The organism is uncultured Jatrophihabitans sp. (assembly GCF_964251945.1).
Lineage (GTDB): Bacteria > Actinomycetota > Actinomycetes > Mycobacteriales > Jatrophihabitantaceae > Jatrophihabitans.
In genome coordinates, this window is record NZ_CAXULP010000005.1 from 56840 (window position 1) to 75733 (window position 18894).

The following is an 18894-nucleotide window of genomic DNA, read 5'->3' on the forward strand; positions in this document are numbered from 1 at the left end:
ACCCCACGAAATCGCTCGCAAAGAACGCTCACGATCCCGAGGGGGCCCCGGATGAGCGCCGCCACCCTTTCCACAACCAGCGCGGCGATGCCGCCGCCCGCGGCGAAGCCGTCGTCCGCCGGCAAACGCCATCCTGCGCGCCGAAACCTCCGGCACGCCCTGGTGCTCGCCCAGCGCAACCTGATCAAGACGGCGCGCACGCCCGAGCAGTTCATCGACGTGACGATCCAGCCGATGATCTTCATCGCTTTGTTCGTGTACGTCTTCGGCGGCGCGATCGGGCACGGCTCCCGGCACGCCTACCTGGAGTACCTGCTGCCCGGCCTGCTCGCCCAGGGCATCGCGATGGGCAGCATCGCGCTCGGGCAGAACATGAACGCCGACATCGAGAAGGGCGTGTTCGACCGGTTCCGCTCGCTGCCGATCGCGCGGTCGGTCCCGCTCGTCGGCGCGGTGCTGGCCGACTTCGTCCGCTACCTGTTCGTGTGCATGATGACCCTCGGCTTCGGCTACCTCGTTGGCTTCCGCATCTCGACCAATCCGCTGGCGCTGCTCGCCGGGATCGGCGTCGCGCTGGCGTTCGCGCTCTGCTTCTGCTGGGTGTCGCTGTGGGTCGGGCTCAAGGCGCGGACGCCGGGCAGTGTGCAGGGCGTCATGTTCCTGCTGATCTTCCCGCTGTCGTTCGGCAGCAGCGCGTTCGTCTCGACATCGACGATGCCGGGTTGGCTGCAGGGCTGGAACAAGGTCAACCCGATCACCCGCCTCGTGGACTCGGTGCGCGCGTTGCTCGTCGGCGGGCCGCTGACGACCAACCTGCTCGCGACGCTCGCCTGGATGGCCGGGCTGCTCGCCGTGTTCGTGCCGCTCGCGATGCGCGCCTACCGCCGCCGGGCGTGAGCTCCGCGCCGAAAAGCGCATCCCTCCGATCACGATCCGAAGGCCGCGCCTGCACCTCGAGGATGAATCGCTGGACAAACCTCGATTTATGATCAGCTGAATACCGACCCGCAGCTTGACAGCATATTTTGCCGCAACTAGCGTCCGCCGCTATGGCTGGCATGCCATCGTTCTTCTTACGACCTAGGGTCGCGCTGAGCGCAGCTTCCATACTTCTGCTGCTATTGGCATGGGTTTTCCCAGTCGCGACGCACGCCAATTTCGGCACCCGGTATCACAACGTGTCGGAAGAATACGGCGGCAGCGTGATTATTCGAGTTCCGAATGACCGGGCAAGTCATCCGCGCGCGCCGCGAGCAAATCTGGCGCAGCCCGAGTCAAACACGTGACGCTTTCTGCGGGCAAAGGCATTGGCTGGGCAATACTGCGTCACACGCGGCGCGCGGTGTCGTCACACTTGGGTGCTGGCAAGCGTGCCGGGCAAGGAATTCGGAACTATCGACAGGCCGGCATCAAACTTCATGTCACATATTCCCGTTCCCGGGGCGGACGCGTGACCAGTGTGGAGGCGAGCTCGCCTCGGATCCGATTCGAGGGAAAGCCGCTGGCCAAGCGGTACGCCTATTTCAAGAAGCGGACCGGATGGCAACACGTGACCTGTGATGGCGTACGCCTGCTCTATCACTATTCGAAGCGTCGACACGCTGAAACGACATTGACGTGGACGAAGCACGGCAGACTCATCAGCATCCTGATCGAGGCATCGAGCAACCCGACGGTCGGCGGCGGGTGCGGCGTGCCGTCGATTTGGCTCATCGCCGACGTAGGTCCTCGGCCCACTCAGCCGGCCGGCCGCGGATAGGTCATGAGGCACTCGACCGCGGTGTCGCGGTCGAGCGCCTTGCCGCGCGCGTAGTGCTCGGCGAAGCGCGCCTCGCCGAGCTGCGGGACCAGTGTCTGCCGCATGTCCCGCACGTCGATCGCGGTCGGGTCGTCCGCTCCGCGAAGCCGCGCGGCGGCGCCGAGCATTTGCGCCGCCTGCTCGTGCGCGCCGGCGGCGGCGGTCGCCGCGGAGGCGGCGACGCCCACCGAGGCGACGAACGGCTGGTCGCGGGTGCCACGGGCCGCCTCGAACGCCCGGTCGAGGAAGCCGGCCGCGGCGACGAGGTCGCCGTCGCGCGCGGCGCCCCGGGCGGCGATCGACAGCACGACCGCATGGACGTGTCCCTGGACGGGGTGCGGGACGGGCAGCGCGGCCATCCGGTCGACCGCCGCCCGCCCCAGCCGGCGCGCCTCGTCGACGTTTCCGTCCGCCTCTTCGACGGCGATCGTGAGCGCCAGCATGAGCAGCTCCTCGGCGGGCGCGCCACGCGTCTCGGCCGAGACGGCGGCACGCTCCATGTGTCGTCGCGCGCTCGGCACGTCGCCGCGACGCAGCGCCACATCGGCGAGCCGGGCGAGCAGGAAGGCCTCGTCCTCGCGCGACTTCATCTCCGCGGCCAGGCGCAACGCCTCGTCGTAGGCGGCCGCCGCCCCGTCGAGATCGCCGTCCATCGCGCGCAGCTGGCCGAGCTCGCGCAGGACGTTGGTGAGCCCCCACCGCTCCCCAAGCTCGCGGAAGTCGGCGAGCGCGAGCTCGGTCTGCGTGCGCAGCGTGTCGATGTCGCCGGCGTTCTCGGCCAGGCCGCCGGCGAACATCCGGGCGGCCGCCCTGGACCAGGTGTCGCCTGACTCGATCAGCTCGTCGATGCAGCGCTGCGCGAGCTCCTCCTCGCCGCCGAAAAACGCGACGGCCGCGCGCAGCAGCCCGACCAGCGGCGAGCCGCTCGGACGGAGGTCGGCCATCTGCCGGGCGAGATCGGGTCGGCTCGGCAGGTTCGGGACCAGCCCCTCCGGCGGCCCGCTGGCGCTCCCATTCACCACGTACAACGCGGTGACGGCCAGCAGCAGCTGCGGGTCGACGTCGGCGTCCTCGACCCTCGCCGCGTTCAGCACGTCGGACAGCCAGTTCGCGATCTCGCCGTGCTCGCCGAGCAGCATTGCCCAGATCCCGAGCCCCAGCGCCACGCGCAGCGCGCCGTTCAGGTCTCCGGCGTCCTTGCGATACCGCATCGCCGCCAGGATGTTGTCACGCTCGTCGGCGAGCAGGGCGAACCACGGCAGCTGATCGGCCTGGATCAGGTGCGGCTCGGCCTCGGCGAGCACCTCGGCGAAGTGCGCGGCGTGGCGTTGCCGCGCGGCGCTGAGCGCGCCCCGTTCGCCGAGCCGGTCGGCGCCGAACTCGCGGATCGTCTCGAGCATGCGCATCCGCCGGCCGCCGTCGACCGGCTGCAGCAGCGACTTGTCCAGCAGGGACGCGAGCAGGTCGCCGACCGCCAATTCGTCGAGATCGGCGACCGCGCCCGCGCTGTCGGCCGTGATGCCCGACGGAAACACCGACAGCTGCTCGGCCAGGTTCCGCTCGTCGGCGGCGAGCAGATCCCAGCTCCACTCGACGACGGCGCGCAGCGTCCGGTGCCTGGGCAACGCGGTGCGGCTGCCCCCGGTCAGCAACCGGAACCGGTCGGACAGCCGCTCGGCGATCTGCGGCAGCGGCAGCGTGCGCAGTCGCGCGGCCGCGAGCTCGATCGCCAGCGGGAGGCCGTCGAGTCGCCGGACGATCTCGACGACATCGCCGACCGACGTGTCGTCCAGCACGAACTCCGGGCGCACCGACGAAGCACGGTCGACGAACAGCCGTACCGCGGGGTACGTCTGCGCCTCGGCGGGCGCTGCCGTCGCGTCCGGCTGCCCTAGCGGCGCCACCGCGAACAGCGTCTCGCCGACGATGCCCAACGGCTCGCGGCTCGTGGTCAGCACCCGCAGGCCAGGACATCGCGCGAGCAGCAGGTCGGCGAGGTGCGCGGACGCCTCGATCAGGTGCTCGCAGTTGTCGAGGATCACCAGCAGCTGCCGATCGGCCAGGCTCTCGGTCAACCTGGTCGTGGCGTCCTGCGCGGATATGGCACCGCGCCGTTCCAGCAGGTGGGTCTCGCGCAGCCCCAGCGAGCCGAGCACCGCTTGCGGCACGTCGGCCGAGGTCGTGACCGGCGCGAGCTCGACGAGCCAGGCGCCGTCCGGGCACCGGTCGAGCACGTCGGCGGCCGCCTCCGCCGCAAGCCGCGTCTTGCCGGCGCCGCCGGGCCCGACCAGGGTGACCAACCGGTTCTGATCGAGCAACTTGCCGATCCGGGCGACGTCGTCCTCGCGGCCGACGAAGCTGCTCACCTGCGCCTTCAGATTCGAGCGCCGCGCCCGGGCCGGCGCGACCGCCTGCAGTTCGCCGCGCAACACCGCCAGATGGATGTCGCGCAGCGCGCCGCCCGGGTCGACGCCGAGCTCGTCGGCGAGCTGAGCGCGCAGCCGCTCGAAAGCGCGCAGCGCGTCGGCCTGCCGGCCGCCGGCGGCCAGCGCGCGCATCAGCTGGCCGGTCAATCGCTCGTGCAGCGGATTCTCGGCGACGAGCTGCTCGAGCTCGGGGATCAGCACCGGCGCGCCGGCGTCGAGGTCGGCCTCGACCCGGTCGACGACGGCGCTCACGCGCAGGTCGGCCAGCCGCGCGCCCGCTGCGTGGATGGCGCCGCCGGCATCCTGGACGTCGCCGAAAGCCGGCCCGCGCCACAGCGCCAACGCCTCGGACACGGCCCCGGCGGCCAACAGCTGCTCGAACCGGGCGGCGTCGACGTCCGACCGCTCGGCCGCGAGGCGGTAACCCGCCTGGGACTGGGTGATCAGCGCCGGGTCGCCCAACGCCCTGCGCAGTCGGGACACGAGCGTCTGCAGCGCGTTGGCGCCCTCCGCCGGCGGGTGAGCGCCCCAGACGGCGTCGATGAGAGCCGACACCGACACCGGACGGCCGGCGTCGACGACCAGCCGGGCAAGCAGCGTGCGCACCCGCGCGCCAGAGACCTCGATCGGCGCGCCGGTCTCGGCGAGCACCTCCAGCGGCCCGAGGACGGCGATCTGCACGGCGTCCACTGTCCCACGGCGCGCGCCGGCACGGCCGGTTCGCGGCATCCGCGGCAGGGGCAGGATCGGACCATGCGCAGCGAGACCATCTCGATCCGCACCGGCGGCCGTCCGACGGTGCACGACCTCACTCGGCGGTGCGCGGACTTCGTCGCCGGCGCCGGCCGCGACGTCAGCGGCCTGCTCAACGTGTTCGTGCCGCACGCCACCGCCGGCGTCGCCATCCTGGAGACGGGCGCGGGCAGCGACGACGACCTGCTCGCGATCCTCGACGAGCTGTTGCCGACCGACGACCGCTGGCGACACCGGCACGGCAGCGCCGGCCACGGCCGCGATCACGTCCTGCCGGCCATCGTCGCGCCCACGGCGACCGTGCCGGTGCTGGCCGGCCGGCTGCAGCTCGGCACCTGGCAGTCGATCTGCCTGGTGGACACCAACGTCGACAACGCAGAGCGCACCGTGCGCCTCAGTCTGTTGACCGGCTAGAGCTCAGCGCACCGCGTTCTCGGCGCCGCTGGCCAGCGCGTGGATCAGCCGCTCGATCCGCAGCACGCCGAGCAGCCGGCCGGCGTTGTCTGTGCAGATCAGCGGCTCGTATCTCGTCGTGGGCGGGCGCGTGGTGGCGCGCAGCAACGCCGCGTCGATCGGCGTGTCGACATTGACCCGCAGCCCGTGCTCGGCGTCGTGCTGCCGGGCCGTGCCCGGGTGGTAGACGGTGACGGGACGCCCATGCGCGTCGACCAGCACCACCGCCGAGGCCTCGTCGCGGCGCAGCAGCGCCTCGGCCTCGCCCGTCGACGTCGCGACGGCGCTCGTCTCGATCAGATGCCGCACGGTGCCGCGGTCCGCGCCACGCTGCCGGGCGGCCGCCCGCAACGCCGCCTCGCTGTCGACCCGCACCCACGGCGGCCCGGGGCGGCCGAGCAGGTATCCCTGCGCGAGCGGCACGCCGAGACCGGCGAGCACGTCGAGCTCGCCGTCGCGCTCGATTCCTTCGGCGAGCAGCCAGGCGTCGATCCGTCCGGCGAACCTGCCGACCATCTCGACCAGCGCCAGCTTCGCCTCGTCGCGGTCGACGTCGCACACCAGTCCACGGTCGAGCTTGATGATCGAGGGCCGCAGCGCGAGCAAGTGCTGCAGTCCCGCGTACCCGGAGCCGGCGTCGTCCATCGCGATCAGCGCGCCGGCGCGACGCAGCTCGTCCAGGTGTTGCCCGACCGCCGCGAACGACTCGATGCGCACCTGCTCGGTGAACTCGATCACCAGCCCGGCGAGGTCGCCCTGCTCGGCCCACACCGCGCGGACGCGTTCGTGCCCAATCAGGTCCGGCGAGATGTTGACGGTGAGGAAGCAGTTGGCGGGCAGGGTCGGCCGGGCGGCCAACGCGCTGCGCAGCGCGGCCGCCTCCAGCTCGGCGTGCCGGCGACGCGCGCGCGCCGCGTCGAACCAGCGTTGCGGGCTGCGTTCGACCCAGTCGGCGCCGGCATGCACGCTGTCAAAACGGGCTAGCGCCTCATAGCCGACCGTGGTGCCGCGGGACAGGTCGACGATGGGCTGGTAGACCGTCGACAGGCCTCGTCCGGCGCACGCGTCAGCCAGCAGGTCCTGCCAATCCAGCCGGCGGGTGTCCGCAGACGGCCGGGCGGTGGGATCAGGCGGTGGTGACGATGGCAGAACGCACCTCGTCGACGAGCGATTGCGGGACTGTGGCCATGCCGTGGTCGGCCCGGGCATGCGCCGCCACCTGGGCGAGCAGCTCCTCCTCGGACGAGCAGACGAACCGGGCGTTGCATCCCGGCACGACATCGCCGCAAGCAAAAGTCTTCATCACTGACTCCTTCGGCGTGCACGCCTGCCGGACCGCGAGTGGGCCGGCACGATCCACCCGACCTGATCGGCCGGCGCCCCGCAAACCTGAGCACAGCGGGCGACGCTTCGCTCACACGACAATTCGGCCGTCCGGCTTGGCGAGCTCGACCGGCCCGGCGAACGCCTCCGCCGCGTCCTCGGCGGCCTCGGTTGGCGAATTCCACGGCGGGACGTGGGTGACGACGAGCCGGTCCACCCCTGCGCGGTCGGCGTGCTCGCCGGCCTGCCGCCCGGTCAGGTGCAGGTCGGGCAGCTGCGGCTCCCGTCGGCCCACGGACGCCTCGCAGAGCAGCACATCCGCGCCGGCCGCCAGCTTCACCAGCTCGGCGGACTCCCCGGTGTCGGCCGAGTACACGAGCGCGCGCCCGCCGTGCTCGATGCGGATCGCGTTCGTCGGCGTCGGATGGTTCATCGGCGCGTACGACATGGTGAACGGGCCGAGCTCGCCGGCCGCCGGCTTGGCGAAGGCGAAGATCTCGTGCAGCGACAGCTTGCGCGCCAACGGGTCGTAGGCCGCTTCGAGCCGGTCGCGGGTGCCCGGCACCCCGACGAGCTTGATACGCCGGCCGGGCTGGCTGTGATAGCCGTCCGTGCCATAGCGCAACGCAACGATGTAGGCGGTGAGATCTATGCAGTGGTCGGCGTGCAGGTGCGAGACGACGATCGCGTCGATGTCGGCCGGCGAAACGTGGCGTTGCAGCGCGCCGAACGCGCCATGCCCGAGATCGACGACGAGCCGGTACCCCTCGGCCTCGACGAGGTACCCCGACGCCGGCGAGTCAGGCCCCGGAACGCTGCCTGAGCAGCCCAGCACGGTGACGGTCAGGCCTGTGCTCATGCGGCGCCGCCGTAGACGCCGACGGCGGTTGCCGGCGTCAGTTGCGGGCCGACGAAGCGGGCGCTGAGCCGGGCGAACGGCTCGGCCGGCCCGGTGGCGCGGAACACGTGCCGCGGCGGCGGGCTGTCGTCGGGGCGCAGCAGATCGTGCTGGCCGAGGGTGCGGTAGACGTCCTTGGCGGTCTCCTCCGCGCTGGACACGAGGGTCACCGAGTCGCCCATGACGATCGACAGCAGTCCGGTCAGCAGCGGGTAGTGGGTGCAGCCGAGGACCAACGTGTCGACGCCGGCGGCGTTCAGCGGCGCGAGGTAAGACTCGGCGAGGCCCAACAGCTGCCGGCCGCTGGTCACGCCGCGCTCGACGAAGTCCGCGAACCGCGGGCAGGCCGCAGCCGTGACGGTCACGCCGGCCGCCGCGGCGAACGCGTCCTGGTAGGCGCCGCTGGTGACGGTCGCGACGGTGCCGATCACGCCGACCCGGCCAGTGCGGGTGGCGGCGACCGCCCGCCGCACCGCGGGCAGGATCACCTCGACCACCGGGATGTCGTAACGCTCGCGGGCGTCGCGCAGGCAGGCCGCGCTGGCGCTGTTGCAGGCGATCACGAGCGCCTTGACCCCCGTCTCGACCAGGTCGTCCATGACGCCGAGCGCGTGTTCGCGGACGCTGGCGATGGGTTGCGGTCCGTACGGGCCATGCAGGGTGTCGCCCACGTAGTGCAGCGCCTCGTGCGGCAGCTGATCGAGCAGCGCGCGGGCCACGGTCAGGCCGCCGACGCCGGAGTCCATCATCCCGATCGGTGCTTCGCTGCTGCGCACGGGCGTCACGATACGGCCGCCCTGCGCAGCCGCCGGATGTCGCCTCCGCGTGGATGCAGCGCGGCGCCGACCAGGAGGCCCGCGGCGAACCCGCACACGTGCGCCTGCCAGGAGACTTCCGAGTTCAGCGTCGGGAACAGCCCGACCAGCAGGGTGCCGAAGAAGGACAGCACGCCGACCGCGACGAGGATCCACTTCAGCCGACGGGAGAAGACCGCGCGGGCGAGCAGGTAGCCGAGCCAGCCGAACACCAGCCCGCTGGCGCCGACGACGATGACGCCGCTGGGCGCGACGGCCCAGGTCAGCAGCCCGCCGAGCACGCTCACCAGGGTGGTCACGAGCGCCCAAAGCCGGATGCCGGACAGCATCACCACCCAGCCGATCAGGATCACCGGCAGCGTGTTGGACAGCAAGTGGCGGTAGTTCGCGTGCAGAAACGGCTCGGTGAGCACCCCCCACAGGCCGCCGACCGCGCGCGGCGTGACCCCGAACCGGTCGAGGCGGTAGTCGAGGCCGGCGTTGATCAGCTGCACGATCCACAGCGCCGCCGCGAAGCCGCACATGAGCGCGAGGGCGACGCCCCACCCCGGTGCCCGCCCGCCGCCGCGGTTCGCTTCTCCTGGTCCCGTGCGGTTCGTTTTCGGCCGATTTTTGGACGTCACGGAACCAGGAGAAGCAGACATGGGCGCAGGCGGGTCCCGGCGGGGGAACGGCGACGGGCGCGGCGAGCTCACCGGCAAAGCGTAAGGCGGCTGGCTGAGCTCGCCGACCCCGACGGCGACGCCGCGCAGAGGCACTGCGAGCGCGCGCAGACGCCGCGCGGACGCACTGCGAGCGCGCGCAGCGCCCGCTCGCTCAGGCCCAGAGCTGCCCCTCGAGCCGCTCGGCCGCTTGCTGCAGCGTCCCGGTGTACGCCCCGGTGGACAGGTACTTCCACCCGCCGTCGCAGACGACGAACGCGATGTCGCCGCGCTCGCCCCGGCCGGCGACCCGCTCGGCGATCGACAGCGCGGCGTGCAGGATCGCGCCGGTCGAGATGCCGGCGAAGATCCCCTCGGCGTCGATCAGGTCGCGAGTGCGGCGCAGCGCGTCGTATGAGGTGACGGAGAACCGCGTGGTGAGCACCGAGTCGTCGTAGAGCTCCGGCACGAAGCCCTCGTCGATGTTGCGCAGGCCGTACACCAACTCGCCGTAGCGCGGCTCGGCGGCGACGATCGCGACGTCGGGGACCTTCTCGCGCAGGTAGCGGCCAGCGCCCATCAAGGTGCCGGTCGTGCCCAGGCCGGCGACGAAATGCGTGATCGTCGGCAGGTCGCGCAGCAGCTCCGGGCCGGTGCCGTCGTAGTGGGCCTGCGCGTTCGCCGGGTTGCCGTACTGGTAGAGCATCACCCAGTCCGGATACTGCCCGGCGAGCTGCTTCGCGGTGGCGACGGCCTGGTTGGACCCGCCGGCCGCCGGCGAGGAGATGATCCGCGCGCCGAACATCTCCAGCAGTTGGCGGCGCTCGATCGAGGTGTTCTCCGGCATCACGCACACCAGCCCGTAGCCGCGCAGCTTGGCCACCATCGCCAGCGAGATGCCGGTGTTGCCCGATGTCGGCTCGAGGATGGTGCAACCCGGCGTCAGCCGGCCGTCGGCTTCGGCGGCCCGGATCATCGCCAGCGCGGCCCGGTCCTTGATCGAGCCGGTGGGGTTGCGGTCCTCGAGCTTCGCCCACAGCCGGACCGGGTTGTCGCCCGCCCACCGCGGCGACAGGCGCGGCAGGCCCACCAACGGCGTGTTGCCGAGGGCCTCGAGCAGCGAGTCGTAGCGAGCCATGTCAGTGTCCTCCCGATCGCCTTCGTCCAGGGCCGACAGCCGCGGTCGACCCGGCGACCTGCGCGGTTTCAGGCGATCGGCGAATGGGTCAGCCGCCGGCGACGGCCGGCAGGATCGTGACGGTGTCCCCGTCCTTCAACGCGGTCTCGAGCGAGCCGGTGAACCGGACGTCCTCGTCGTTGACGTAGACGTTGACGAAGCGGTGCAGCGCGCCCTGGTCGGTGAGCAGGCGGCCCTTGAGCCCGGTGTGGGCGCCGTCGAGGTCGTCGATGAGGGCGCTCAGCGTGTCGCCCTTCGCCTCGACGGCCTTCGCGCCGCCGGTGTACGTGCGCAGGATGGTCGGGATCTTGACCTCGATGGCCATCTGATACGTGCTCCTTGTCCGGGAGTGAGCGGCGAGTGGTCCGCAGAACTCCAACGTCGGTTGCCGTCCATATCGTCCCGCACGCGCCGACGGGCTCAGCCGACGACCTCCACCGGCTCCTCGGCGACCTCGCCGTCGACGATCCGGAACGAGCGGAACTCGGCGATGTCGTCGTGCCGCGTAGACACCAGGACGTAGTGGGCGTTGGGCTCGCTGGCGTAGGAGACGTCGGTGCGCGATGGGTAGGCCTCGGTCGCCGTGTGCGAGTGGTAGACGACGACCGGCTCCTCGCCATTGGCGTCGAACTCCTTGTACAACGCCAGCAGGTCGGCGGAGTCGAACTCGTAGAACGTGGGCGAGCGAGCGGCGTTCAGCATCGGCACGAAGCGCTCCGGCCGGTCGCTGCCCTCGGGCCCGGCGACGACGCCGCAGGCCTCGTCCGGATGGTCGCGCCGAGCGTGGGCGACGATCGCGTCGTGCAGATCTCTCGCGATGCGCAGCACGGGGCCCGAGACTACCGGCCGTGCCGCGGCCGGTCCGCCGCAGCGGCCGGTCCCCGAGGCTCAGGTCAGCAGCGTCTGGACGATCGAGTCCTGGACGGCCGTCAACCAGTGATAGACGAGCCGATCCTGATGCCCCGGGTCGTCGGGATCGATGACGTGGTCGTCGTCCTCGGTGACGCCGAGCCGGGTGCCGAGGGCGAGCCGCAGGTCGTTGAGCACCTGGATCCAACGCCGGCCCACCTCGGGATCGGCGAGCTCGACGTCCCGCCCGCCAGCCAGTTCCACCCGGCACGCGCCGATCCGATCGCCGCGCGCTGAGCGCAACGAGGTCTCGGTGAGCGCCCGGAACTCCGCCGCCGCGGACTCGTCGTCCGGATAGGCGGCCGGAAACAGCCGGGCCAGCACTTCGGCGTCCGACCCGGCGGTCGGGGCCGAGCCCGGGGCGCCGAACGACGCGGCGCTGCCGGGAGCGGGCTCGGCCAGCAACGTGTCCAGCTCGTCGAACAGGCCGAGCAACAGCTGCGCCTCGACCGGCTCTAGCCGCAGCCGGGCCCGCCCGCGTCGCCCGGTAACCCTCACGTCTGGTGTTCGAGCGTCGCCCAGAGGCCGTACTCGTGCAGCGTCGAGACGTCCAGCTCCATCCGTTCGCGCGTCCCGGAGGACACCACCGCCCGGCCGCGCTCGTGGACGTCGAGCATCAGCTTCTCCGCCTTCGGTTTGGGGTAGCCGAAGACCGTCATGAAGACGTGCGTGACATACGACATCAGATTGATCGGGTCGTTCCACACAATCGTGATCCACGGCCGGTCCGGGTCGGCGACGACCTCGCCCTCGGCCTGCTCGGCCGCCTCGCGCTGCGGCGCCAGCGTCCCCGCCATGCCCCCATGGTGCACGACGGCGCGCGATAACGCGCGGCAGCGCACCGGCGGCGCACCAGTCGTGGCGCGGGTTTCGCTACGTTCGACGCCGTGCCGGCACCCGACGCCCGTCCCGCCGCTCACGCCGCGGCGCGCCACAGTTCAGCCAAGACCGCCGCGCGGCGCGGTTCGGTCAACGGCGCCGCGATCAGCCTCGTCCTGATCGGCGCCGCCTTGGTTCTGTTGTCCTTCGAGGTCCTCGACTGGTACGCCGCGCCGCAGAGCACCGCCGACACCGCGGGCGCCGTGACGTTCAGCGCGCTGCGAGCCAGCACGCGTCAGCTCGGCGGCGCGGGCGTGGCGCTGGCCTACTTCGACTGGCTGTCCTGGGCAGCGCTGATCGGGGTGATCGTCGCGGGCACCTGGGCGGCGCTGCCGACCCGCGCGGCGGACCCGCTGCGGGTGCTCGGCTTCGCGCTCGGCACGGTGGGCGCCGTCGCGACGTACTACGCGTTGCTGCAGCACTTCGACGCCACCGGCTCGACGCACAGCGTCCTCTACAACTCCACCTGGGGCATGTGGGCGGCGATCATCGGCTACGCCACCGCGGCGATCGGCGCCGTGCGCGGGCCGAGGAGCGCGCCATGACCCGCAGCCCCAGGACCGGCAGCCCCGGGACCGGCAGCCCCGGGACCGGCAGCCCCGGGACCGGCGGCCGCGGGACCAGCACCGCCCTGTTCACCGACCGCTACGAGCTCACGATGCTCGGCTCGGCGCTGCGCGACGGCACCGCCGGGCGCGCCTGCGTATTCGAGCTGTTCGCCCGCCGCCTGCCGGCCGGCCGGCGCTACGGCGTGGTGGCCGGCACCGGACGGCTGCTCGAGGCCCTGGCCGACTTCCGTTTCGACGCCGACGTCCTGGCGGCCCTCCGCGCGGACCAGGTCATCGACGACCCGACCGCGGAGCACCTCGCCGGCTACCGGTTCGGCGGCGACATCGACGGCTACCCGGAGGGCGAGCTGTACTTCCCCTACTCGCCGGTGCTGACCGTCAGCGGGACGTTCGCCGACGCGGTCGTCCTCGAGACGCTCGCGCTGTCGATCTACAACCACGACTGCGCGATCGCCTCGGCGGCGGCGCGCATGGTCACCGCCGCCGCCGGCCGGCCGATCATCGAGATGGGCTCGCGGCGCACCCACGAGCAGGCGGCCGTGGCCGCGGCGCGCGCGGCCTACCTCGCCGGATTCGCAAGCACGTCGAACCTGGCCGCCGCCACCCGCTACGGCGTGCCGACGGCCGGCACCGCCGCCCACGCGTTCACCCTGCTGCACGACGACGAGCGCGCGGCGTTCCGGGCGCAGGTCGACTCGCTCGGCGCGTCGACGACGCTGCTAGTCGACACCTACGACATCACCCGCGGCATCGAGCTGGCGGTGGAGGTCGCCGGGCCCCAGCTCGGGGCGGTGCGCATCGACTCCGGCGATCTCGGGGTGCTGGCCGACCATGCGCGCGCGCAGCTCGACTCGCTCGGCGCGCCCGGCACGCGCATCGTGGTCAGCGGCGACCTGGACGAGTACTCGATCGCCGCGCTGGCCGCGCGTCCCGTCGACAGCTACGGCGCCGGCACCGCGGTGGTCACCGGCTCGGGCGCGCCGACCGCGGAGATGGTCTACAAGCTCGTCGAGGTGGACGGCCGACAGGTCGCCAAACGCTCCGAGCACAAGGCCACCCGCGGTGGCCGGAAGACCGCGCTGCGCGGCTACAAGCCGACCGGGACGGCAGTCGAGGAGATCGTTCTCGCGGCGCCGGTCGGCAAGCCCGGCCCGGGCCAGCGGCTGCTGCAGCGCCCGCTCGTGCGTGCCGGGTCGCCGGTCGCCGACCTGCCCACGCTCGAGGAATCCCGCGAGCACCTGCGGGCGGCGATCGTGAGCCTGCCGTGGGACGGGCTGAAGCTGTCCCGCGGCGACCCGGCGATCCCCACCCGCACCAGCGCCGACGCCTGACCGCCCCCACCCCACTTCGCAAGTTGTCCGCGTGTCGTCGGCCCACAGCCCGACGAAGCGAGGACAAGTTGAGATGGCGAGGGGCGAGCAGCGTGGGGGCCGAGGCGGTGGGACGGCTCGCTATCGTCGAGTCGTGGCCAGCGCCGTGATCGTCGTCGACGTCCAGAATGATTTCTGCGAGGGCGGCTCGCTCGCCGTGTCCGGCGGCGCGCAAGTCGCCCGCGAGATCAGCCGCCGCCTTGCCGACGGCGGCTACGACCACGCCGTCGCCACCCGCGACCACCACATCGACCCCGGCGCGCACTTCGCCGCCGATCCCGATTTCGCCGACACCTGGCCGCCGCACTGCGTCGTCGGCACCGACGGCGTGCAGCTGCACCCCGAGTTGGACACCACCCACGTCGAGTCGGTGTTCGACAAGGGCGAGTACGCAGCCGCCTACTCCGGCTTCGAGGCGGTGTCCGACGGCGTCGCCCTGGCCGACTGGCTGCGCGCGCGCCGGGTCGACGTCGTCGAGGTCGTCGGGATCGCCACCGACCATTGCATCCGGGCCACGGCGCTGGACGCCGCCCGGCTGGGTTTCGCGACCACCGTGCGTCTGGACCTGACGGCGGGAGTCGCCGCGCCGACCGTGGCGAGCGCCCTCGACGCACTGCGCGCGGCCGGCGTGACACTCGTCGGCGAGCCGGTCGTCGAGGGCTGATGTCGGGTCGGCGCGGGCTTGGGTGACCCGCTGACTTTGGGTACGGTCGCCGGTATGACGCAGTGGAACGGGCCGCAGGGCGACCCATACGGGCAGCAGCCGACCACGCGCATCCCGAGCAGCGGCGACGCCTACCAGGATCCCGCCGGCTACGGCCACCCGGGCTATCCCCCGCCGGGCGCACAGCCGGGCTACAGCCAACCCGCATACGGCCAACCCGGATACACCCAGCCGGCATACGGCCAGCCGGGCTACAGCCAACCCGCATACGGCCAACCCGGATACACCCAGCCGGGCTACGGCCAGCCGGGCTACGGCCAGCCGGGTTACGGCCCGGGCGGCCCGCAGAACCGGCTAGAGCAGAGCGAGAGCTTCGGCATCGTCGGCACCGTGTTGACGCTGATCGGCGGGATCCTCGTGCTCGTGTCGTTCCTCGGCATCGAGTGGTTCCGCAAGAACATCAGCTTCAGCGACCAGAGCTCGGCGCTGAGCGACGCCGGCAGCGCCGTCAACGGGTTCAGCAAGGCCTATTTCGGCTGGCTGGGTTGGTTCTTTCTGATCCTCGTCGTCATCGCCGGCGTGCTGTCCAGCGTGCCCACCCCGGCGATGCGGGTCTTTCGGATCATCGGCGTGGTCGACGGCCTGGCCGCCGCCGGACTCGCCTTCCTGGCGATCAACTTCGGCGCCGGCGAGCGGTACATCGACCAGCTCAAGGCGACGCGGATCGGCTTCTATTTCGCGGTGATCGGCTTCGCGTTGGCCGGCATCGGAGCGGCGATCGGCCCCCGCCAAGGTCTGACCCGCCAGGTCTGACCCGCCGGGCTTGACCCGCCGGGCCTGACCCGCCGGGCCTGACGCCTCGACACGCCCTTTCACCTGATTGACCGCCCAAGACAGGTCGCACGAGCTGTTCCGAGTGCGTCGATCACCCGGCGCCCGGGGACTCCGCGGCCTCTGTGACGTCCTCGCCGGAGATGCCGAGCAGGAACAGCACGGCGTCGAGATACGGCAGGTTCACTGAGGTGTCCGCGGCGCTGCGCAGTGCCGCCTTCGCGTTGAACGCAACGCCCAGCCCCGCGGTCTGCAGCATGTCGATGTCGTTCGCGCCGTCGCCCACCGCCACCGTCTGCGACAGCGGCACGCCGTACTGCTCGGCGAAGCGCTCGAGTGCCCGCGCCTTGCCCGGCCGGTCGAGGATCTCGCCCAGCAGCCGGCCGGTGACCACCCCGTCGACAATCTCGAGGGTGTTGGCCGCCACGAAGTCCAGCGACAGCTCGGTCACGAACCGCTGCGTGACGAACGTAAAGCCGCCGCTCACCACCCCCACGAGGTAGCCCAGCCAGCGCAGCGTGCGCACGAACGTGCGAGCCCCGGGCGTCAGGCGCAGCGAGTCGCGGACCTCGGCCACGTCGGCCTCGGCGAGCCCGGCGAGCAGCGCAACCCGCGCGCGCAGCGATTCAGCGAAGTCAAGGTCGCCGGCCATCGCGCGCTCGGTGATCGCGACGACTTCGTCCTCGACGCCAGCGCGTCGCGCCAACACGTCGATCGCCTCGTCGCTGATGAGCGTGGAGTCGACGTCGAGCACGACGAGCCGCTTGGCTCGCCGGCGCAGCGCGGCCGGCTCGACGGCGATGTCCAGGCCGGTGTCCTCGGCCGCGCGGACCAGCTCCGCGCGCAACAGCGCCGGGTCCGGCGAGCGGACGATCAGCTCGAGACTGGACGCGGGCTCGGTGGACAGCTGCGTCATCGACTCGATGTTCGAGCCGAGGTCGGCGACGCGCTGGATGATGTGGCTGAGCGCGCCCGGCCGCAGCGGATGGCCGAGCACGATGACGTGGCTGCGCCCCCCGTGCCCCCCGTGGCCCCCGCGCTCGCCCGGCTGGGGCGCTTCGGGATCGTCGGCGACGGTCACCTCGCTGTCCATGCCCAGCGCCTGTGCGGTCTGGTTGACGGACTTACGCAGGGCCGCGGTGTCGCCGCGCAGATCGAACAGCACGGCCAGCACCAGTCGTTCGCGGATGACGACCTGCTCGACATCGCGGACGTCGACATCGTGCGCGGCGAGCGCGCTGAAGAACGAGGCCGTCACCCCTGGCCGATCTCGGCCGGAGATGGTGGCGAGCACCGTGGTCGGCTCCACCGCACCTCCCCACGAAATCGCTCCGCACAGATCGCTGCACGATCGCGCGCCGTTTCACTCCAGGACATCAGCCCCGGCATGCACGGTACGGCCCGCGAGGAGGCGACGCGCGGCGATCAGCGCTGGCGCCGCGTCACTGCGGGTCGGGGTCGCTCTGGCCCTGGCGCGGTCCGGCCGACCCGACGCCGGCCGCGACCGGCTCGGCGTGCGGGTTCTTGTGCCGCCCGCCGGCGTGAGCTTCGGCCTCCAGCCGATCGAGCAGATGCGGGTAGTGCGCCTCGAACGCCGGGCGCTCGGACCGGATGCGCGGAATCGAGCGGAAGTTGTGCCGCGGCGGCGGGCTGGACGTCGCCCACTCCAGCGAATTGCCGAAGCCCCACGGGTCGTCGGCGGTGGCGATCTCGCCGTAGCGGTAGGACTTGTACATGTTCCACACGAACGGCAGCAGCGAGGCGCCGAGCACGAACGAGCCGATCGTGGAGACCGTGTTCAGCGTGGTGAAGCCGTCGGTCGGCAGGTAGTCGGGGTATCGGCGCGGCATGCCCTTCGCGCCGAGCCAGTGCTGCACCAGGAACGTCAGGTGGAAGCCGACGAAGGTCAGCCAGAAGTGGAACTTGCCGAGCCGTTCGTCCATGAAGCGGCCGGTGAACTTGGGGAACCAGAAGTAGATGCCCGAATAGACGGCGAACACGATCGTGCCGAAGAGCACGTAGTGGAAGTGCGCGACGACGAAGTAGCTGTCGGCGACGTGGAAGTCCAGCGGTGGGCTGGCCAGCATGACGCCGGTGAGGCCGCCGAACAGGAAGGTGACCAGGAAGCCCACCGCGAAGATCATGGGCGTGTCGAAAGTGACCGCGCCGCCCCACATCGAGCCGATCCAGTTGAAGAACTTGATGCCGGTCGGCACCGCGATCAAGAACGTCATGATGCTGAAAAATGGGAGCAGAACGGCGCCTGTTGTGAACATGTGGTGCGCCCATACGGTGAGCGACAGCGCCGCGATCGACAGCGTCGCGAGCACCATGCCCTTGTAGCCGAACAGCGGCTTGCGGCTGAACACCGGGATGACCTCGGTGATGATGCCGAAGAACGGCAAGGCGATGATGTACACCTCGGGGTGGCCGAAGAACCAGAACAGGTGCTGCCACAGGATCGCGCCGCCGTTGCTCGGCTCGAACACTTGCGAGTGCAGATGCCGGTCGGCGTAGAGCACCAGCAGCGCCGCGGTGAGGATCGGGAACGCGAGCAGCACGAGCAGGCTCGTCACCAGGATGTTCCAGGTGAAGATCGGCATCCGGAACATCGTCATGCCGGGCGCGCGCATGGTGATCACGGTGGTGACCATGTTGACGCCGCCGAGGATCGTGCCCAGGCCGGACAGCGCCAGGCCGAGGATCCACAGGTCGGCGCCTGCCCCGGGCGAGTTCGTGGCGTTGGTCAGCGGCGAGTACGCCGTCCAGCCGAAGTCGGCCGCGCCGTTGGGCGTGAAGAAACCGGACGTCGCGGTGATCGCGCCGAATAGGTACAGCCAGTAGGAGAAGGCGTTGAGCCGCGGGAACGCGACGTCCGGCGAGCCGATCTGCAGCGGCAGCACCAGGTTTGCGAACGCGAACACGATCGGCGTCGCGAAGAACAGCAGCATGATCGTGCCGTGCATGGTGAACAGCTGGTTGTACTGCTCGGCCGAGAGGTACTGCCGGCCCGGGCGCGCGAGCTCGATGCGCATCAGCAGCGCCATGACGCCGCCAAGGGCGAAGAAGAACAGCGACGTCACCAGGTACATGCGGCCGATGAGCTTCGGGTCGGTCGTGCGCAGCAGCTGGCTGAACATCGAGCCCTTGGCCGCGGTGTGGACCGGGAACGGCCGAGCGATGATCGGCTGCGGGCTCGCGCCCGGCGCCGGAGTCGGCTCCGCGGTTGTTGTCACGCTGACCCCTTTGACAACTTCGTGAACTCCTCAAAAGCTCCGCTGTGAGAGAGCGGCAAGGCCCGCCGGCACTGCCTCGGGCAGCGACGGCCTCTCGAGAATAGTCGCTGCCTTCGCGCGCCCGCGCCCCGGGCGGCGGCGGGCGCGCCAGG

Annotated in this window: 19 protein-coding genes; 6 read left to right on the plus strand and 13 right to left on the minus strand. The window is 71.4% G+C overall.

Annotated features, from left to right (window positions below; all coding sequences use genetic code 11):
* The first annotated feature begins 51 nt into the window (after window positions 1–51).
* Window positions 52–897 carry an ABC transporter permease gene (locus ACFFBG_RS11805; protein ID WP_375478867.1) on the plus strand — a complete coding sequence of 282 codons (846 nt, stop codon included), beginning with the start codon at window positions 52–54 and terminating at the stop codon, window positions 895–897.
* An 840-nt stretch (window positions 898–1737) separates the two neighbouring features.
* Here the strand turns inward: ACFFBG_RS11805 and ACFFBG_RS11810 are convergent.
* A complete protein-coding gene (locus tag ACFFBG_RS11810; protein ID WP_375478869.1) occupies window positions 1738–4905 on the minus strand; it encodes a BTAD domain-containing putative transcriptional regulator in 3168 nt (1055 codons plus the stop codon).
* 72 nt (window positions 4906–4977) lie between these two features.
* Here ACFFBG_RS11810 and ACFFBG_RS11815 point away from each other — a divergent pair, with 72 nt between their 5' ends.
* Window positions 4978–5391, plus strand: a complete 414-nt coding sequence (locus ACFFBG_RS11815; RefSeq protein WP_375478871.1) for a secondary thiamine-phosphate synthase enzyme YjbQ — start codon at window positions 4978–4980, stop codon at window positions 5389–5391.
* 3 nt (window positions 5392–5394) lie between these two features.
* Here the strand turns inward: ACFFBG_RS11815 and ACFFBG_RS11820 are convergent, their stop codons facing one another.
* The 10 genes from ACFFBG_RS11820 to clpS form a co-directional block, all read right to left on the minus strand.
* Window positions 5395–6579 carry an EAL domain-containing protein gene (locus tag ACFFBG_RS11820; protein WP_375479229.1) on the minus strand — a complete coding sequence of 395 codons (1185 nt, stop codon included), beginning with the start codon at window positions 6577–6579 and terminating at the stop codon, window positions 5395–5397.
* Window positions 6557–6733: a DUF1059 domain-containing protein gene (locus ACFFBG_RS11825; protein WP_375478873.1), complete on the minus strand. Its 177-nt coding sequence runs from the start codon at window positions 6731–6733 to the stop codon at window positions 6557–6559. The genes ACFFBG_RS11820 and ACFFBG_RS11825 overlap by 23 nt, the downstream gene beginning before the upstream one ends.
* A 111-nt stretch (window positions 6734–6844) precedes the next feature.
* Complete coding sequence (locus tag ACFFBG_RS11830) at window positions 6845–7600, minus strand: MBL fold metallo-hydrolase (RefSeq protein WP_375479231.1); 756 nt, start codon at window positions 7598–7600, stop codon at window positions 6845–6847.
* Between the two features lie 8 nt (window positions 7601–7608).
* Window positions 7609–8400: a glutamate racemase gene (gene murI / locus ACFFBG_RS11835; protein WP_375479233.1), complete on the minus strand. Its 792-nt coding sequence runs from the start codon at window positions 8398–8400 to the stop codon at window positions 7609–7611.
* Window positions 8401–8432: 32 nt separating this feature from the next.
* A complete protein-coding gene (locus ACFFBG_RS11840) occupies window positions 8433–8990 on the minus strand; it encodes a rhomboid family intramembrane serine protease (RefSeq protein ID WP_375478875.1) in 558 nt (185 codons plus the stop codon).
* A 292-nt stretch (window positions 8991–9282) separates the two neighbouring features.
* Window positions 9283–10245, minus strand: a complete 963-nt coding sequence (locus tag ACFFBG_RS11845) for a PLP-dependent cysteine synthase family protein (RefSeq protein WP_375478877.1) — start codon at window positions 10243–10245, stop codon at window positions 9283–9285.
* 88 nt (window positions 10246–10333) lie between these two features.
* The gene (locus ACFFBG_RS11850) at window positions 10334–10609 is read right to left on the minus strand and encodes a MoaD/ThiS family protein (protein ID WP_375478879.1); all 276 of its coding nucleotides are present in this window, start codon (window positions 10607–10609) and stop codon (window positions 10334–10336) included.
* 95 nt (window positions 10610–10704) lie between these two features.
* Entirely contained in the window at window positions 10705–11112 is a 408-nt protein-coding gene (locus ACFFBG_RS11855) for a Mov34/MPN/PAD-1 family protein (protein WP_375478881.1), read from the minus strand.
* A 60-nt stretch (window positions 11113–11172) separates the two neighbouring features.
* Window positions 11173–11691, minus strand: a complete 519-nt coding sequence (locus tag ACFFBG_RS11860; RefSeq protein WP_375478883.1) for a DUF2017 family protein — start codon at window positions 11689–11691, stop codon at window positions 11173–11175.
* On the minus strand, window positions 11688–11990 hold the full coding sequence (gene clpS, locus ACFFBG_RS11865; protein ID WP_375478885.1) for an ATP-dependent Clp protease adapter ClpS: 303 nt from the start codon (window positions 11988–11990) through the stop codon (window positions 11688–11690). The genes ACFFBG_RS11860 and clpS overlap by 4 nt, the downstream gene beginning before the upstream one ends.
* Window positions 11991–12080: 90 nt before the next feature.
* On the opposite strand from clpS, the gene ACFFBG_RS11870 reads away from it, so the two are divergent.
* From ACFFBG_RS11870 to ACFFBG_RS11885, 4 genes are all read left to right on the plus strand, one after another.
* Window positions 12081–12617, plus strand: a complete 537-nt coding sequence (locus ACFFBG_RS11870) for a hypothetical protein (RefSeq protein WP_375478887.1) — start codon at window positions 12081–12083, stop codon at window positions 12615–12617.
* Window positions 12614–13972 carry a nicotinate phosphoribosyltransferase gene (locus ACFFBG_RS11875; protein ID WP_375478889.1) on the plus strand — a complete coding sequence of 453 codons (1359 nt, stop codon included), beginning with the start codon at window positions 12614–12616 and terminating at the stop codon, window positions 13970–13972. Before ACFFBG_RS11870 ends, ACFFBG_RS11875 begins: the two co-directional genes overlap by 4 nt.
* 133 nt (window positions 13973–14105) lie before the next feature.
* On the plus strand, window positions 14106–14675 hold the full coding sequence (locus tag ACFFBG_RS11880; protein ID WP_375478891.1) for an isochorismatase family protein: 570 nt from the start codon (window positions 14106–14108) through the stop codon (window positions 14673–14675).
* Window positions 14676–14729: 54 nt separating this feature from the next.
* Window positions 14730–15488 (plus strand): hypothetical protein, encoded by a 759-nt coding sequence (locus ACFFBG_RS11885; RefSeq protein ID WP_375478893.1) that lies wholly within the window; start codon window positions 14730–14732, stop codon window positions 15486–15488.
* A gap of 112 nt (window positions 15489–15600) precedes the next feature.
* Here the strand turns inward: ACFFBG_RS11885 and serB are convergent, their stop codons facing one another.
* Together serB and ctaD are read right to left on the minus strand one after the other, a co-directional pair.
* On the minus strand, window positions 15601–16815 hold the full coding sequence (gene serB, locus ACFFBG_RS11890; protein WP_375478895.1) for a phosphoserine phosphatase SerB: 1215 nt from the start codon (window positions 16813–16815) through the stop codon (window positions 15601–15603).
* A 133-nt stretch (window positions 16816–16948) separates the two neighbouring features.
* Window positions 16949–18742 (minus strand): cytochrome c oxidase subunit I, encoded by a 1794-nt coding sequence (gene ctaD, locus ACFFBG_RS11895; RefSeq protein WP_375478897.1) that lies wholly within the window; start codon window positions 18740–18742, stop codon window positions 16949–16951.
* Window positions 18743–18894 lie beyond the last annotated feature (152 nt).

What these genes read in the sequence shown, in the direction of transcription:
- ACFFBG_RS11885 (WP_375478893.1), top strand. Translation starts at nt 14,730, where the DNA reads ATGACGCAGTGGAACGGGCCGCAGGGCGACCCATACGGGCAGCAGCCG.
- ACFFBG_RS11875 (WP_375478889.1), top strand. Translation starts at nt 12,614, where the DNA reads ATGACCCGCAGCCCCAGGACCGGCAGCCCCGGGACCGGCAGCCCCGGG.
- ACFFBG_RS11845 (WP_375478877.1), bottom strand. Translation starts at nt 10,245, where the DNA reads ATGGCTCGCTACGACTCGCTGCTCGAGGCCCTCGGCAACACGCCGTTG.
- murI (WP_375479233.1), bottom strand. Translation starts at nt 8,400, where the DNA reads ATGATGGACTCCGGCGTCGGCGGCCTGACCGTGGCCCGCGCGCTGCTC.
- ACFFBG_RS11850 (WP_375478879.1), bottom strand. Translation starts at nt 10,609, where the DNA reads ATGGCCATCGAGGTCAAGATCCCGACCATCCTGCGCACGTACACCGGC.
- ACFFBG_RS11805 (WP_375478867.1), top strand. Translation starts at nt 52, where the DNA reads ATGAGCGCCGCCACCCTTTCCACAACCAGCGCGGCGATGCCGCCGCCC.
- ACFFBG_RS11825 (WP_375478873.1), bottom strand. Translation starts at nt 6,733, where the DNA reads ATGAAGACTTTTGCTTGCGGCGATGTCGTGCCGGGATGCAACGCCCGG.
- ACFFBG_RS11815 (WP_375478871.1), top strand. Translation starts at nt 4,978, where the DNA reads ATGCGCAGCGAGACCATCTCGATCCGCACCGGCGGCCGTCCGACGGTG.
- ACFFBG_RS11840 (WP_375478875.1), bottom strand. Translation starts at nt 8,990, where the DNA reads ATGTGCGGCTTCGCGGCGGCGCTGTGGATCGTGCAGCTGATCAACGCC.
- clpS (WP_375478885.1), bottom strand. Translation starts at nt 11,990, where the DNA reads ATGGCGGGGACGCTGGCGCCGCAGCGCGAGGCGGCCGAGCAGGCCGAG.